Source organism: Sphingomonas sp. BK481, assembly GCF_014194875.1.
GTDB classification, from domain to species: Bacteria; Pseudomonadota; Alphaproteobacteria; order Sphingomonadales; family Sphingomonadaceae; genus Sphingomonas; species Sphingomonas aerolata.
The window spans coordinates 219,068-235,655 of sequence record NZ_JACIAP010000002.1; the positions used below are offsets into that span (position 1 = coordinate 219,068).

Below are 16,588 nucleotides of genomic sequence, written 5' to 3' on the forward strand. Positions count from 1 at the left end.
GCGCGGCGGCTGCCGCACCCCGGGACTTTTCGATACTACCGTTCAGCCGTGCAGCGAGCGGCGGAACGTCTCGGGCAGGAAGACCAGACCGACCAGCGCGGTGACCGCACAGGCCAGGATCGGGTACCAGAGCCCGTAATAGATGTCCCCGGTCGCCGCGACCATCGCGAAGGCCGCAGTCGGCAGGAAGCCGCCGAACCAGCCATTGCCGATATGATAGGGCAGCGACATCGAGGTATAGCGGATCCGCGTCGGGAACAGCTCGACGAGCAGCGCGGCGATCGGGCCATAGACCATCGTCACGTACAGCACGAGCAGGACGAGTATCGCGACGACCATCGGCTTGTTGATCTGCGCCGGGTCCGCCTTTTCAGGATAGCCGACTGCGGTCAGTGCGGTCTTCACCTCGGCCCCGAACGCCTTGATCGCTGCAGTACGATCGGCCCCTGTTATGATCGCCGGATTGACGACCGGAATGGTTGCGCCGCCGATATGGATCTGGGCGACCGTGCCGGCCGGTGCGACGACGTTGGTGTAGGAAATGCCCGCCTTGGCCAGATACGACTTAGCGATGTCGCACGAGCTGCTGTCGAACTTGTTCTTGCCGACCGGATCGAACTGCACCGAGCATTCATTGGGGTTGGCGACGACGCTGACTGGCGACGACAGCTGCGCGGCATAGAGCGCCGGGTTGGCTGCCTCCGACAGCGCGTGGAACAGCGGCATATAGGTCAGTGCGGCGAGCGCACAGCCGGTCAGGATGATCCATTTCCGCCCGACCTTGTCCGACAGCCAGCCGAAAAAGATGAACGCCGGCGTCGCGATCAGCAGCGCGATTGCGATAAGAATGTTCGTCGTCGGCCCGTCGACACGGAGATTCTTTTCGAGGAAGAACAGCGCGTAGAACTGGCTGGTGTAGAACACGACGCCCTGCCCCACGACCGCACCGAACAGCGCGATCAGCACGATCTTGAGGTTGCCCCATTTGGCGAACGCCTCGGTCAGCGGTGCCTTGGAGGTTTTGCCCTCCTCCTTCATCTTCTGGAACACCGGGCTCTCTTCGAGCTGCATCCGGATCCAGAGTGACACTGCGAGCAACGCGATCGAGACGATGAACGGGATGCGCCATCCCCAGGCCGCGAACGCCTCCTCGCCGACGAGCGTGCGAACGCCGATGACGATCAGCAGCGCTGCAAACAGCCCGAGCGACGCCGTGGTCTGGATGAAGCTGGTGAACAGCCCGCGCTTCTTGTCGGGCGCATGCTCGGCGACATAGGTCGCAGCGCCACCATATTCGCCGCCGAGCGCGAGGCCCTGCAACAGCCGCAGCACGACCAGCGCGATCGGCGCGGCGACGCCGACCGAAGCATAGCTCGGGAGCAGGCCGACGAGGAAGGTCGACAGGCCCATGATCGCCATCGTGACGAGGAAGGTGTTCTTGCGCCCGACGACATCGCCGATCCGCCCGAACACCAGCGCACCGAACGGCCGTACCGCGAACCCCGCCGCAAACGCCGCGAGCGCGAAGATGAAACCGGTCGTCTCGTTGACGCCCGAAAAGAACTGCGCGGTGATGATCGTCGCGAGCAGCCCGTAGAGATAGAAGTCATACCATTCGAACACCGCGCCGAGCGACGACGCGATGATGATCAGTGGCTGGCTCTGCTTCACGTGACCAAGGGGCGATGCGTCCCCTGTTGTCGTTGCCATGGCGGTATCCTCTCAAGTGGAGCGGTGGTGATTTTGGAACGTCGGGCGATCAGAACCCGTATTTGAAGGCGAATTCCATGCGGTCGAGCGCACCGGTGTCACCCGAGACCAGTTCGCGGACGGCGTGGCGATATTCGACGCCGATGTCGAAGCCCTTGCCGGGCGACCAGAACAGGTTGGCAGCACCGCCATAGGACTTGGCATTGGCCAGCCCCGTGACGATCACGCCGGCCGGATAATCGGCCGATTGGTAGCTGCCCATGACGGTCGAGTGAATCGCATCGGTCCAGCCGATCCGCAGCGCCGCGAAGCCCGCGAAATTGTCGATCCGCTCGAGCTGCGTCGCGGTGCCGCCGTAGATCGCGTCGGGGACATATCCCAATCCCAGATACCGGCCGATGCCCTGCCCGTAGGTCGCCATGAAGCGCAGGTCGTGACGCTTGCCGATCGGGATCTTGCCGGAACCGGAAACGCCCCAGCCAAAGGCGGTATCGCCGCGGCCCAGCGTATCGGTGCGCAATTCGCGCGCGATGCCGGCCAGCGCGAAATCGCCGAGTGTCGACTTCCAGTTCAGCCGTGCCACCACGTCGGGCAGGCGGTCGTCATCCGTGTCGACCAGCGCCGCATTGGCGGGAAGCGCCGTTTCCGTTTCGGGATTCTCGACCGCGACCTGCAACGTCAGCCCGGTTCGCAAGGGGATGGAGTAGCGGATCAGCGCCTGGCGGTTGAACACCGTGCCGTCCAGCGGTCCGACGAAATCGGTCGTCTCGGGCAGCACCGCGATGTTCTGGAAAGTCGACCATTCCTGCCCGACCAGCAGATTGCCATATTCGATGAAGCCACGGCGGAAAGTGGGCGTGTAAGGGTTGGTCGCGCGCTGGGCACCGACCGGCGCCGTCGCGAGCGCGAAATCGAACTCTACCAGCGTCTTTATGTCGGTACCGTTCATCGGGGTTGCCGTGCTGAACTGCAGGCGGGTCTGGCGCGCGGAGAGCAGCAGGTCCTGGCTGGAGAACCCGCCGCCGACCGGAATCTGCTGCGGCAGGAAGAACTCCTTGCCCAGCCCCCCGACCGCGACCTCGCCACCGCTGTAGCGGCTGGCGATGGCGTTGAGGCGAACGAAACCGCCCAGCTTGACCGTCGTGTTCCCCATGCGAAAACCGTCGGTCGGTGCCGAATTTGTCGCGACAGGCTTGGCCTGGGCCACATTGGTCGCGCCGGGCGATCCGCCGGGCGATGCGGCCGGCGCCGTCACCTGCGACGCAGCGACGGCGGTCTGTGGGGGCACAGTCGGGGCCGCGGCGGCGGTTGCACGCGCTGCGGTCAACTCACCGCGAAGGTCCTGGACCGCTGCTTCGAGCGCCTTGAGCCGTGCTTCGAGTTCCGCCTCTCGCGCGGTCTGGCCGAAGGCGGCGCCCGGCGTCAGCCCGGCAAGGGCCGTGCCCAGCAGCAACGTCGTGAATACCGATCGTCTCATCCCAACCTCCTGGTTGCTCCACCGGTCTGACGCGTAGATGCAAGCAACACGACGATGGCGGATCGCCCGGGCGGGATCATCCCTGACTTTGGTTGGGGGTGCCGCGTGCCGCGCGACCGTCTAGAACGGCGGCAAAAGGAGAGTGTGATGACCGAGGCCAGCTATCCCGTTCCCGCAGCATGGGCCAAGGACGCACGGATCGATGCCGCCGCCTATGACCGGATGTATGCCGAGGCCGCGACTGATCCCGATGCCTTCTGGGCGAAAGAGGCGCAGCGGCTCGACTGGATCATTTCCCCGACCAAGATCAAGGACACGTCGTTCGACGAGGCCGATTTCCGCATCCGCTGGTTCGAGGACGGCCAGCTCAACGTCGCCACCAATTGCGTCGATCGCCACGCCGATGCACGGCCCGATGCGACCGCGATCCTGTGGGAAGGCGACGACCCCGCCGACTCGCGCACGATCAGCTACGCCGAACTGCGTGACGAAGTGTCCCGGCTCGCCAATGCGCTGAAGGCACGCGGCGTCGCGAAGGGCGACCGCGTCACGATCTATCTGCCGATGATCCCCGAAGCCGCGTTCGCGATGCTCGCCTGCGCGCGGATCGGCGCGATCCATTCGGTCGTGTTCGGCGGCTTCTCCCCCGACAGCCTGTGCAACCGGATCCACGATTGCGACAGCCGCGTCGTCATCACCGCGGACGAAGGGCTGCGCGGCGGCAAGACGATTCCGCTGAAGGCCAATGTCGATGCCGCGCTCGATCAGGGCGATCTCGGCGTCGAGACGGTCATCGTTGTCCGCCGCACCGGCGGCGACATCGCGATGACCGAGGGCCGCGATTGCTGGTATCACGAGTGCGTCGCAAACCAGTCGACCGACTGCGCACCCGAACCGATGAACGCGGAAGACCCGCTGTTCATCCTCTACACCAGCGGATCGACCGGGCAGCCCAAGGGCGTGCTCCACACCACCGGCGGCTATCTCGTCTGGGCGTCGATGACGCATGAATATGTGTTCGACTACCGCGAAGGCGACGTCTTCTGGTGTGCGGCCGATGTCGGCTGGGTCACCGGCCACACCTATACGCTGTACGGCGCACTCGCGAACGGCGCGACGACGGTGATGTTCGAGGGCGTTCCCAATTACCCCGACCACAGCCGCTTCTGGCAAATCGTCGACAAATATCAGGTCAGCACGCTCTACACCGCACCGACCGCGCTGCGCGCGCTGATGCGCGAGGGCGACGACTGGGTCACGCGGACCAGCCGCAAGTCGCTTCGGCTGCTCGGGTCGGTCGGCGAGCCGATCAACCCGGAGGCCTGGAACTGGTATCACAATGTCGTCGGTGAAGGCCGCTGCCCGATCGTCGACACCTGGTGGCAGACCGAGACCGGCGGACACATGATCAGCCCGCTCCCCGGTGCGACCGCGCTCAAGCCCGGCAGCGCGACCAAGCCATTGTTCGGCGTGGTGCCCGAACTGGTCGATGCCGACGGCAAGGTGCTGGACGGCGCGGTCGAGGGCAATCTCGTGATCGCCGACAGCTGGCCAGGGCAGATGCGGACCGTGTGGAACGATCATGCGCGCTTCTTCCAGACCTATTTCTCGACCTATCCGGGCAAGTATTTCACCGGTGACGGCTGCCGCCGCGACGCGGATGGCTATTACTGGATCACCGGCCGCGTCGACGACGTGATCAACGTCAGCGGCCACCGCATGGGCACCGCCGAAGTCGAGAGCGCGCTGGTCGCACATTCGAAGGTTGCCGAAGCCGCGGTCGTCGGCATGCCGCACGACGTGAAGGGCCAGGGCATCTATGCCTATGTCATGCTCAACGCGAATGCCGAACCCAGCGAAGAGTTGCGCAAGGAACTCGTCCAATGGGTCCGCCGCGAGATCGGCCCGATCGCGACGCCCGATGTCCTCCAGTTCGCCCGCGGCCTGCCGAAAACGCGCTCGGGCAAGATCATGCGCCGGATCCTGCGCAAGATCGCCGAGAACCAGCTCGACGGTCTGGGCGATACCTCGACGCTCGCCGATCCGACGGTCGTCGACGCGCTGATCACGGGTCGCGAAAAGGCCACCGCCGCCTTCGCATGACCGCGCGCACGATCCTGATCGCCGACGACCACCCGCTGTTTCGCCAGGCGTTGAAGCTGGCGGTCGGTCGCGCGGCCCCCGATGCGGTGATCCTCGAGGCGGGGCAGCTCGGCGAGGCGATCGAGGCGGCGCGCGGCGCCGCCCGCCTCGATCTCGTCCTGCTCGACCTGCGGATGCCGGGGTCGGAGGGCTTTGCGGGTGTCGCACTGCTGCATGCTGAGCGTCCCGACACGCCGATCGTCGTCATCTCGTCCGCCGACGAGGCGGAGGCCGCGCCGCGCGCGCGCGCCTATGGCGCGGTCGGCTTCGTGTCGAAGACCGCCGATCTCGCCACGCTCGAAAATGCGGTCGCGCGCGCGCTGGCGGGCGACCGCGATGCCCCCGTCGCCGCCCTGCCGGCCGATGACATCTCCAATCGCGTCGCCAGCCTGACCCCGACCGAATTGAAAGTGCTGCTCGGCGTTCTCGCGGGGCGACTCAACAAGCAGATCGCGTTCGATCTCGGCGTTTCGGAGGCGACCGTAAAGGGCCACATGACCGCGATCCTGCGCAAGCTCGGCGTCCAGAACCGCACCCAGGCGGTGCTTGCCGCGCGCGCGCTCGACATTCGCTTCGCCGACTAGCCGACCGCCTCCCACTTGTGAGACGAGCCGCACGGCAATCGACGTCTTGCGACACCACCTTGCGCGGTCTAGGCGACCATCAATGGCTTCGACGTCCTACCTGTCCGCGTCGAACCGATCGCGCCAGCCGCTCTGGCGGCGCGCGCGTTCATTCCTGCTGGCGATCGCCGCGCATGTCGTCGTCATTCTCCTGCTGCTGCGGCTCGCGCCAACGCCGACCAAGCCCGAGCCGACGCCACCGCCCAGCAGCTTCCGCCTGTTACCCGACCGCGAGACGAAACCCGAGACCCCGCAACGCCCGGTGATCGAAAAGGCGAAGAAGGTCGCCGGCGGCGCCTCGCCCAGATCGCCCCGCCCGCCATCGACCGCGCCGGCGTCGGACCCGCGCCCCGTCACCCCTGCCCCGGCCTTCCCCAAGATGCTGGCGGGCGGCATGGAGTTGTTCGATTCGGCGGACATATCCAAGATCCCGTCGCACCCGGGCGATCGCCAGGCGGGCGGCTCCGACACCGATGGCGCGGGCGCTGGCAAGGACAGCGGCTCTGCCTACGGCCCGGGCGAAGGTCCAAGTGGCGAGCGGCTCTACAATGCCGAATGGTATACCGAACCGAGCCATGCCGAACTTGCGGGCTATGTTCCCAATGGCGCACCCCCGGGCAGCTGGGCACTGATCGCCTGCCGGACCGCGGAGAACTACAGGGTCGAGAATTGCCGGTCGCTCGGCGAATCCCCGGTCGGCTCGGGGCTGGCCCGCGCAATGCGGCAGGCCGCATGGCAGTTCCGCGTGCTGCCGCCTCGGGTCGGCGGCAAGAAGATGATCGGCGCCTGGGTCCGCATCAAGATCGACTTCACCAGCGCACCGAACAAATAGGCGCGCTGGGCCGGGACCTCAAACCGCAGCCGCGGCGGCTGATGCCTGTTCGAGGAATGCCCATAGCTCGCGTGGCACCACCGGCTTGGTCAAGACGGTGATCCCGGCACAGCGCGGATCGTCCGCCGCGCTGCGGTCCGCGGTCACCAGCGCGATCGCGGGCGCCGGTGCCATCGCCGACAAGCGTTCGGCAACGTCCAGTCCGTCCTGCGCCACCTCGAGATGGAAATCGATCAGTGCGACGTCGGGCTCCTCGTCCGCCGCCAGCGTCATCGCCTCCTCGATTGTCGCCGCCAGCAGCGGGACGCAGCGCCGCGACCGGAGCGCCGCGTCAAGCGCGGCGAGAATGGCGGCATCATTGTCGAGGCACAGGACGCGCAGCCCCGGCGGCAGGTCGCGCAGGACCGGGGCCGTCCTGGCACGATCGGGCAGCGTCGCATGCGCCGCCAGCGGAACGCGAACGGCGAAGGTCGACCCCGCACCCGGCTGCGACCGCAATTCGATCCGCAGGTCGAGCAGTTGCGCGATCCGCTGGACGATCGCCAGCCCCAGCCCGACACCGCCGCCCGCGCTGCCCTTGCTCTCCACCCGCTCGAACTCGGCAAAGATCCGTTCACGGTCACCCGCCGCGATGCCCGGCCCGCTGTCCCGCACCTCGACCAGGACGTCACCGCCGCGCCGCCGCGCGCCGATCCAGATCCGCCCCGACGGGGTATAACGCACCGCATTCGACAGGAAGTTCTGCAGGATCGAGCGCAGCAGCGATCGGTCGGTGGCGACGATGTGCGTCCCCGGGTGCGAGGCGAGGATCAACGCGCGTTCGCCGGCAAGCGGCCGGAACTCGGCGGCCAGTTCCTCGATCAGGTCCCCGAGCACGAACTGCTCGATCTTCGGCACGACCCCGCCCGCGTCAAGCCGCGACACGTCGAGCAAGGCCCGCAGCAGCGTATCCGCCGACCCGATCGCGCCATCGATCGCGCGCACCAGGTCGGCCTGGTGCGGCGCCTTGCCCTCGTCGAGTGCCGCGCAGAACAACCGGGCGGCATGAAGCGGCTGGAGCAGGTCATGGCTTGCCGCGGCAAGGAACCGGGTCTTGTCGCGCGTCGCGGTCTCGGCATGCCGCCGCGCCTCGTCGAGCATCGTGTTCGTTTGGGCCAGATCATGCGTCCGCGCCTCGACCCGGGCCTCCAATTCCGCCTGCGCGGTCTTTTCTGCGGTGATATCGGTGAAGCTCTGGACATAGCCGCCGCCCGGCATGGCCTGACCGACCGTCTTGATCCACCGCCCCGACGGTCGAAGCCGCTCGAAACTGTGCGGAAGGCCGCGTTCGAGATGCGCGAGCCTGCGCGACACATGCGCTTCGACGCCGCCCGGGCCGCATTCGCCGCGCTCGGCATTGTAGCGGATCAAGTCGGCAATCGGCCGTCCGGCGATCACATAGTCTTCGGGATAGTCGAACATCTCGACATAGCGCGGATTCCACGCGACGAGCCTCAGATTGGCGTCGATCACGCTGACGCCCGGGTCGATCGTCTCGAGCGTTGCCGACAGCAGGGACCGTGAGAAGCGCAGGCTGCGCCCCCGCTGGTCGAGCAGCCGGACGACGTCGCCTACTTCCATCGCCGAACCCGCCAGGCTCGACGTCACGATGAGCCGCGCCGAGGGTGCGCCGATCACGCCCGCGATCAGCCGTTCCGCCTGACGGGCGGCGCGTCCGTCGATCGGCGCGCCCGGATCGCGTGACAGCGGGTCCAGCCCCTCCGCGGCTTCGGCATCGCCGACGAAGCGCGCGACCAGGATCTTGAGTTCGCCAAAGGTCGTGACGTGATCCAGCACGCTGTGCCGTCCCCCGAAGACCCGCCGCCGCGCCGCGTACAGGTGCAGCACCGCCATCAGCGCGATATTCACGCCCAGGCTCCAGACCGTGCCGTTGACCAGCGGCGATCCGAGCGCGACCCGCATCAGCGCATCGGGGTCGAGCAGTCCGCCGCTCGCTTTCGCAAGACTGGCGCCGAAGCCACCCAATACCGATGGCATCAACAGGCAATAGGCCCAGACGACGACGCCGCCGATCAAGCCGCCGCGCGCCGCCCGGGTATCGGCAAAGCCCCAGCCGACGGTGGCGATCAGCGCGGGCGCGAACTGCGCGACGCCGGCGAACGCGATCAGCCCGATCGATGCGAGCGACAGCTCGTCGCCGATACTCGTGCCGTACCACAAAGCTGCGGCGACGATCGCGGCGATGATCACGCGCCGGACACGCAGCAGCCGCCGCCCCAGATCGCCTTCCCCTCCATCGGTCTGCCGCCGCAGCAGCAATGGGGCCAGCAGGTCGTTGGTCGCCATCGTCGACAGCGCGATCGTCTCGGCGACGACCATCGCGGTTGCGGCGGAAAACCCGCCGATGAACGCGAGCAATGCCATCGGATCGTTGTCGAGCGCCAGCGGGACCGCCAGCACATAGAGGTCGGGTCGCGTATCGGCGGGTAACACCGCCAGCCCCGCCAGCACGAGCGGCAGGACCATCACCGAGATCACCGCGAGATAGGCGATGAACGGCCAGCGCGCGCGCCGCACCGCCGCCGGGCCGCTCGCTTCTAGTATCCCGACATAGAATTGACGCGGCAGACACAGAATCGCGCAGGCGGATAACAGCGTACGGACGAAGAAATCGGGGGTCAGTGCGCCGGGCGCGAAACCCTCGACGAACCCGGTCAGCGGGGGCGTGATCCGCGCGGCCGGCATCGTCGCAAGCAGCGTCAGCGCGAATCCGCCAAGCGCCACGAAGCAAAGCAGCTTGATCAGCGATTCCGCCGCGATCGCCGCGACCACGCCGGTATTGCCCCCCGCTACTTCATAGCGTCGCGCGCCGAAGCTGATCGCGAACGTCGCCAGCAGCAGCGCGACGAGCGGCCCGACCAGCACCGATCCGCCGATCCCGACCAGCGCGCCGAAGCTGAGCGTCACCGATCGCAGCTGCAGCGCGATATAGGGGATCGACGCGACCAGTGCGGTCCCCGCGACGATCGCCGCGGTACTCCGGCTGCGACCATAACGCGCCGAGATGAAGTCGGCGATCGAGCTCGACCCTTCGTCGCGCGCCAGCCGGACGAGCTTGGTCAGGAATCCCGGCGCGAGCAGGAACACCAGCGCCGGGCCGAGGTAGATCGACAGATAATCCCAGCCGCGCGTCGCCGCGGTGCCGACGCCGCCGAAGAAGGTCCAGCTGCTGCAATAGACGGCCAGTGACAAGGGATAGGCGATCCGCGCCATGCGCGGCGAAAGCCCGCGCCGATCGACGACCCAGGCGATCCCGAACAACGCGGTGCCATAGGCAAGCATCGCGGCGATGACGACGGCGCTGTTGATCGGCTAGCTCCCTTGTTCCCGGATGCCGATATCGTGCAGTCCGGGCCGTCCCAGGGCAAGGCCTGCACGGTCTGCGCTTCGGTACCACAGCTCATGGCGAAACCCCGCGGCCCGCGTTACAGGGCCCCATGCTCCGCATCACCGAACTCAAGCTGCCGCTCAACCATGCCGACGAAGCGATCCCCGCCGCGGTCTGCAAGCGGCTGCGCATCACCCCCCGCGAACTGATCCGCTATACCGTCGCGCGGCGCGCGCATGACGCGCGCGACAAGATGGACATCCAGCTCGTCTATTCGATCGACGTCACCGCGAAGAACGAGGCGACGATCCTCGCGCGGTTCCGCAAGGACCGTCACGTCAACACGACCCCCGATACCGGCTATCGCCACGTCGCCAAGGCACCCGAGACGCCGGGCGCGCGTCGCCCGGTCGTCGTGGGAACAGGGCCGTGCGGCCTGTTCGCCGGCCTCATCCTCGCGCAGATGGGGTTCCGCCCGATCATCCTCGACCGCGGCAAGCTGGTCCGCGAACGCACCAAGGACACCTGGGGCCTGTGGCGCCGCAGCGTCCTTAACCCCGAGTCCAACGTCCAGTTCGGCGAGGGCGGCGCGGGCACCTTCTCCGACGGCAAGCTGTGGAGCCAGATCAAGGATCCCCGCCATCTCGGCCGCAAGGTCATCACCGAGTTCGTCAAGGCCGGCGCCCCGCCCGAGATCCTGACCGAGGCGCATCCGCATATCGGCACGTTCCGGCTGGTGACGATGGTCGAGGCGATGCGCGCGACGATCGAGTCGCTCGGCGGCGAATATCGCTTCGAGCACCGCGTCGACGATCTCGACATCGCGGTCGATGCGGACGGCACGCGGCGCATCCGCGGGCTGCATTTGCATACCGGCGACTATCTCGAGGCGGATCATGTCGTGCTCGCGGTGGGGCACAGTGCGCGCGACACCTTCCACATGCTGCACGATCGCGGCGTATTCCTGGAGGCGAAGCCCTTCTCGATCGGCGTGCGCATCGAACATCCGCAATCCTGGATCGACGAGGCGCGGTTCGGCCCCTGTGCCGGCCATCCGGATCTCGGCGCCGCCGCGTACAGCCTGTCGCATCACTGCACGAACGGGCGCACCGTCTACAGCTTCTGCATGTGCCCGGGCGGTACCGTCGTCGCGGCGACGTCCGAGGAAGGCCGCGTCGCCACCAACGGCATGAGCCAATATTCGCGCAACGAGCGCAACGCGAATTCGGGACTCGTCGTCGGCATCGACCCTGCGCGTGACTATCCCGGCAATCCACTGGCGGGCATCGAATTGCAGCGCCATTGGGAATCGCGCGCCTATGTCGCGGGCGGATCCGATTATAAGGCCCCCGCGCAGCGCCTCGGCGATTTCCTCGCCGGCCGCCCGTCGAGCGCGCTCGGCACGGTCATCCCGTCCTACCGCCCCGGCGTCCACCTCACCGATCTCGCCGAATGCCTTCCCGAATTCGCGGTCACGGCGATGCGCGAGGCGCTGCCGGTATTTGGTCGCGACATTCCCGGCTATGACCACCCCGACGCGGTCCTGACAGGGGTCGAGACGCGTACCTCGTCTCCCGTCCGGATCACGCGCGGCGACGATTTTCAAAGCCTCAACACGATCGGCCTGTTCCCCGCCGGCGAGGGCGCGGGCTATGCGGGCGGGATCCTGTCGGCCGGCGTCGACGGCATCAAGGTCGCCGAGGCGGTCGGGCTGAGCCTCGTCGGCGCCACGCCGGGGGCTTAACCACTATCTAACATCCGGGTGGTACGTGCAGGCTTCCTGTCACGACGCGCGATCTACCCCATGCTCAAGAGAACAGTGCTCGGTTTCGCGGCGATCGCCGCCAGCACCTCGTGCGTTCCCCCGTCAATGCGCGTGGCTGCACCGACGACCGGCGTCCCGGTCCGCGACGCAGCAGAAGCGCGCAGCCTGCTCGCCGGGCTCGCGCTCGAGGCGCCCGCCGAACCACTCGACCGCGCCTTTGCCGCCTCTGCCGCCTCCACCAACGACACCCCGCGCACCCTCGCCGCCGCGCCCGCTTTTCCCGGCGCCGCGCAAAGTGACGACGACCGCCAGCGCGCAATCGCCTGCCTGACCGCCGCGGTCTATTATGAGGCACGCTCCGAACAGACCGATGGCCAGCGCGCGGTCGCACAGGTCGTGCTCAACCGCGTGCGCGATCGCGCCTTTCCGCACAGCGTCTGCGGCGTCGTCTATCAGGGGTCGACACGGCGCACCGGCTGCCAGTTCAGCTTCACCTGCGACGGCTCGATGAACCACCCCCGCGACGGTGCCGCCTGGGCAAGGGCCGCATCGGTCGCGCGCGCCGCGTTCGACGGCAGCGTCTTCGCCCCGGTCGGCGCCTCGACCTCCTACCACGCCGCCTCGATCCTGCCCTGGTGGGCGCCCAGCCTCAGCCGGGTCGGCGCAGTCGGTGCGCACATCTTCTATCGCTGGCGCGGCGCGATGGAGCGCGCGCTCAGCTTCCGCCAGACCTATGCGGGCGTCGAACCGACCCGCGTTGCGGCGCCCGATACGATCTTCGCCGCGTCCCCGTCCGCCTCTACCGAACCCGGTACGGCGGGATCCGGCGTCACCGTCCATCGCGGCCGGACCATGCCGGGGGTGGAGACTGCGCTGTCGACACCATCTGAGTCCTCCGCCGCAACACCACGCGTGCATCTGGCGTCGGGTGTCCGCATTCATATCGGTTCGGTACATGCCGGCCCGGTCCTTGGAGGTGGCGCCCCGCTGCCGCTCGTTTCGATTTCCGAGGAAAGCGATCCGACCTGATCGCCCTTTGGGGGGTGCCACATCGCGACGGGCGCGGTATCGCCGGCCCCATGCTGCTCCACCTGCCCTGCCCCATGACCCGTTCCGGACCCCGATGCTGACCGCCAGCGAATTGCGCGATCGGCTCGTGACCGTTCTGACTCGCGACCATCTCGGCGACCGGCGTCGGTGGCGCATGGCGGTCGGCGAGGTCCGGGTCTATTCGACCGACACGCACGCGCATTGCAACTGGTCGGTCACGCCCTCGGGCAGCGCCGAGGATATCGACCGGATCGAGACACTCGTCGACCGGTTCCGTGAGGAATTCCCGATCATACGCTGATTGGCGCGCCGCGCGACCGACAAGCTCGGCTATCCCGGCACGGACAGCGTCTTCGTTGCACCGCACCGTGCAGAAGCTGTATTTCGTCCGGTTCATACGGGACAGCGGCCATGCAGACATTACGGCGATCGTTCGGATTACAGGTTCTGATCGGGATGATCGCCGGGCTCGCGCTCGGCTTCGTCGCGCGCGGGACCGGCGCGGGATCGGGCCTTGCTGAGACGCTGCGCATCGTCGGCGAGATCTTCGTGCAGTTGCTCAAGACGCTTGTCGTCCCGCTCGTCTTCACGGCGATCATCGCGTCGATCGCCGCGCTGCGCGATCTCGACAATGCACGCCGGTTGGTCATCAGCACGCTCGCCTGGTTCGCGATCACCGCGCTGATCGCGGTGTCGATCGGCATCGTCCTCGCGCTGGTGATCCAGCCCGGCGTGACCGCGGGGGTCAGTGCCGCCAGCGCGGTCGCGCCGACGACCGCCGGGTCGTGGCTCGACTTCCTGCGCGGGCTCGTCCCCGCCAATATCCTCGGGCTCGAGGCGTCGACCAAGATGACCGACGACACCGCACGAACCGCGCTGTCGTTCAACGTCCTGCAGATCATCGTCATCGCGATCACGATCGGGATCGCCGCGGTCCGGATCGGCGATGCGGGCGAGCAGTTCCTCGCCTTCAATGCATCCGCGCTCGCGCTTTTCCGCCGCATCCTGCGCTGGGTGATACGGTTGACGCCGATCGGTACGGGGGCGCTGCTCGGCAACGCGATCGTCCGCTATGGCTGGCAATCGCTGTCGGCGCTCGGCGCGTTCAGCATCGCGGTCTATGCCGGGCTCGCGATTGTCCTTTTCGTGGTCTATCCATTGCTCCTGCTTGCCAACGGGCTCAGCCCGCGGCGGTTCTTCGCCGCCGCCTGGCCCGCAATCCAGCTCGGCTTCGTGTCGCGCTCGTCGATCGCCGCGCTGCCGGTGACCGAGGATGTCGTCGAACGCGGCCTCGGCGTCCCCCGCACCTATGCCGCCTTCGCCGTTCCGCTCGCTGCCACGACCAAGATGGACGGGTGCGCCGCGATCTATCCTGCGGTCTCGGCAATCTTCGTCGCGCAATATTACGGCATTCCGCTGCATGCCGCCGACTATGTGCTGATCGTGCTCGTGTCGGTGCTCGGGTCCTCCGCCACCGCAGGGCTGACCGGCGCGGTCGTCATGCTGACGCTCACGCTGTCGACGCTCGGCCTCCCGCTCGAGGGCGCCGGCCTGCTGCTGGCGATCGACCCGATCCTCGACATGGGCCGCACCGCGGTCAATGTCGCCGGGCAGGCGCTCGTCCCGACGATCGTCGCCAAGCGGCAGGGCTTGCTCGATCCGGCACTGCAAGACGCCGGGACGGCGCAGGCCGCCACGGCATAACTGCGCGCTGTCACAAACGTGACAAGAAGACTCAGGCACGCGCAGGAGTTTGACAGCGCGACGCTGTAGCTGCCTCCTAGCCCCGAGCGATTTGTTGTCATGTTGTGTACCGATCCGTCATCAAACGCGGAACGAGGATGCAGCATGACCTTCCAGACCGACCTTACCCAGATCGACCAGCTGATCGCCGCGCGGAACGGCACCTGGGACGGGATTTCCGCCGAATCGGTCGCCCGGATGCGCGCACAGAACCGCTTCCGCTCGGGTCTCGACATCGCCCGCTACACCGCGGGGATCATGCGCCGCGACATGGCCGCCTATGACGCCGATCCGGCGAACTACACCCAGTCGCTCGGCTGCTGGCACGGCTTCATCGCGCAGCAGAAGATGATCAGCATCAAGAAGCATTTCGGCACGACCGACCGCCGCTATCTCTACCTCTCGGGCTGGATGGTCGCCGCGCTCCGCAGCGAATTCGGGCCCCTTCCCGACCAGTCGATGCACGAGAAGACGAGCGTACCCGCGCTGATCGAAGAGCTCTACACCTTCCTGCGTCAGGCCGATGCGCGCGAGCTCGGCATGCTGTTCCGCGACGTCGATACGGCGCGCGCAGCGGGCAACGCGATCGAGGAAAAGCGCCTGCTCAACGCGATCGAGAACCACCAGACGCACGTCGTCCCCGTCATCGCCGATATCGACGCAGGCTTCGGCAATGCCGAGGCGACATACCTGCTCGCGCGCAAGATGATCGAAGCGGGCGCCTGCGCACTCCAGATCGAGAACCAGGTTAGCGACGAGAAGCAGTGCGGGCATCAGGACGGCAAGGTCACCGTGCCGCACGAGGACTTTCTCGCCAAGGTTCGCGCCTGCCGCTACGCCTTCCTCGAACTCGGCGTCGAGGACGGCATCATCGTCACGCGCACCGACTCGCTCGGTGCTGGCCTCACCAAGCAGATCGCGGTCAGCAAGATGCCCGGCGATCTCGGCGACCAGTATAACTCCTATCTCGATTGCGAGGAGATCGACCCCGCGACCGCGCAGAATGGCGACGTCATCCTCAACCGCGACGGCAAGCTGCTCCGCCCGAAGCGCCTGCCCTCCAACCTGTTCCAGTTCCGTGCCGGCAGCGGCGAGGATCGCTGTGTGATGGACTGCATAGCAAGCTTGCAGAACGGCGCCGACCTGCTCTGGATCGAGACCGAGAAACCGCACATCGAGCAGATAGCCGGCATGGTCGACCGCATCCGCGAGGTCGTGCCAAATGCGAAGCTCGTCTATAACAACTCGCCCAGCTTCAACTGGACGCTGAACTTCCGCCAGCAGGTGTTTGATGCGTGGACCGAAGCGGGTCGCGATGTGTCGGCCTATGACCGGACGCGCCTGATGAGCGTCGACTATGACGGCACGCCGCTCGGCGACGAGGCGGACGAGCGCATCCGCACCTTCCAGGCGGATTCGGCAAAGCGCGCCGGCATCTTCCATCACCTGATCACGTTGCCGACCTATCACACCGCGGCGCTCTCGACCGACAATCTCGCCAAGGAGTATTTCGGCGATGCAGGGATGCTCGGCTATGTGAAGGGCGTCCAGCGCAAGGAAATCCGCGAGGGTATCGCCTGCGTGAAGCACCAGAACATGTCGGGCTCCGACCTAGGCGACGATCACAAGGAGTATTTCGCGGGCGAGGCGGCGCTGAAGGCCGGCGGCGTCCACAACACGATGAACCAGTTCGCGGCCTGACGCCCAAGCCGGAGCGCAAGCTCCGGCGCGGACCCGCGTCAGGCCCGGCCGGCGGGGCCAAAATCCCCGTCCGACGCCGCGGCTTCGTCGCGGCGCTGGCCTGTTCCAACGTCAGTAAAGACGCGCATGCCTACTGAAAGACACCTCCCCGGCGAAG

11 protein-coding genes are annotated in these 16,588 nt (G+C 67.1%); 8 read left to right on the top strand and 3 right to left on the bottom strand.

The window, feature by feature from the left end:
* Nucleotides 1–42: 42 nt before the first annotated feature.
* Both FHY04_RS04940 and FHY04_RS04945 read right to left on the bottom strand, forming a co-directional pair.
* The gene (locus FHY04_RS04940; RefSeq protein WP_183935626.1) at nucleotides 43–1,710 is read right to left on the bottom strand and encodes an MFS transporter; all 1,668 of its coding nucleotides are present in this window, start codon (nucleotides 1,708–1,710) and stop codon (nucleotides 43–45) included.
* 49 nt (nucleotides 1,711–1,759) lie between these two features.
* On the bottom strand, nucleotides 1,760–3,187 hold the full coding sequence (locus tag FHY04_RS04945; RefSeq protein ID WP_183935627.1) for a DcaP family trimeric outer membrane transporter: 1,428 nt from the start codon (nucleotides 3,185–3,187) through the stop codon (nucleotides 1,760–1,762).
* Between the two features lie 147 nt (nucleotides 3,188–3,334).
* Here FHY04_RS04945 and acs point away from each other — a divergent pair, with 147 nt between their 5' ends.
* From acs to FHY04_RS04960, 3 genes are all read left to right on the top strand, one after another.
* Nucleotides 3,335–5,290 (top strand): acetate--CoA ligase, encoded by a 1,956-nt coding sequence (acs, locus tag FHY04_RS04950; protein ID WP_183935628.1) that lies wholly within the window; start codon nucleotides 3,335–3,337, stop codon nucleotides 5,288–5,290.
* Entirely contained in the window at nucleotides 5,287–5,913 is a 627-nt protein-coding gene (locus tag FHY04_RS04955; protein WP_056676004.1) for a response regulator transcription factor, read from the top strand. The genes acs and FHY04_RS04955 overlap by 4 nt, the downstream gene beginning before the upstream one ends.
* A gap of 82 nt (nucleotides 5,914–5,995) precedes the next feature.
* Nucleotides 5,996–6,784, top strand: coding sequence for a hypothetical protein (locus FHY04_RS04960; RefSeq protein ID WP_056407757.1), 789 nt, complete (start codon nucleotides 5,996–5,998; stop codon nucleotides 6,782–6,784).
* Between the two features lie 18 nt (nucleotides 6,785–6,802).
* On the opposite strand, the gene FHY04_RS04965 is transcribed toward FHY04_RS04960, so the two are convergent.
* Nucleotides 6,803–10,126: a PAS-domain containing protein gene (locus FHY04_RS04965; protein WP_183935629.1), complete on the bottom strand. Its 3,324-nt coding sequence runs from the start codon at nucleotides 10,124–10,126 to the stop codon at nucleotides 6,803–6,805.
* A gap of 155 nt (nucleotides 10,127–10,281) precedes the next feature.
* On the opposite strand from FHY04_RS04965, the gene FHY04_RS04970 reads away from it, so the two are divergent.
* From FHY04_RS04970 to FHY04_RS04990, 5 genes are all read left to right on the top strand, one after another.
* On the top strand, nucleotides 10,282–11,916 hold the full coding sequence (locus FHY04_RS04970) for an NAD(P)/FAD-dependent oxidoreductase (protein ID WP_056407753.1): 1,635 nt from the start codon (nucleotides 10,282–10,284) through the stop codon (nucleotides 11,914–11,916).
* Nucleotides 11,917–12,042: 126 nt separating this feature from the next.
* A complete protein-coding gene (locus FHY04_RS04975) occupies nucleotides 12,043–12,966 on the top strand; it encodes a cell wall hydrolase (RefSeq protein WP_183935846.1) in 924 nt (307 codons plus the stop codon).
* 94 nt (nucleotides 12,967–13,060) lie between these two features.
* Nucleotides 13,061–13,288, top strand: a complete 228-nt coding sequence (locus FHY04_RS04980; protein ID WP_051916613.1) for a hypothetical protein — start codon at nucleotides 13,061–13,063, stop codon at nucleotides 13,286–13,288.
* Between the two features lie 110 nt (nucleotides 13,289–13,398).
* Nucleotides 13,399–14,691, top strand: coding sequence for a dicarboxylate/amino acid:cation symporter (locus FHY04_RS04985; RefSeq protein ID WP_183935630.1), 1,293 nt, complete (start codon nucleotides 13,399–13,401; stop codon nucleotides 14,689–14,691).
* Between the two features lie 144 nt (nucleotides 14,692–14,835).
* A complete protein-coding gene (locus FHY04_RS04990) occupies nucleotides 14,836–16,431 on the top strand; it encodes an isocitrate lyase (RefSeq protein WP_183935631.1) in 1,596 nt (531 codons plus the stop codon).
* The last annotated feature ends 157 nt before the right edge of the window (nucleotides 16,432–16,588 follow it).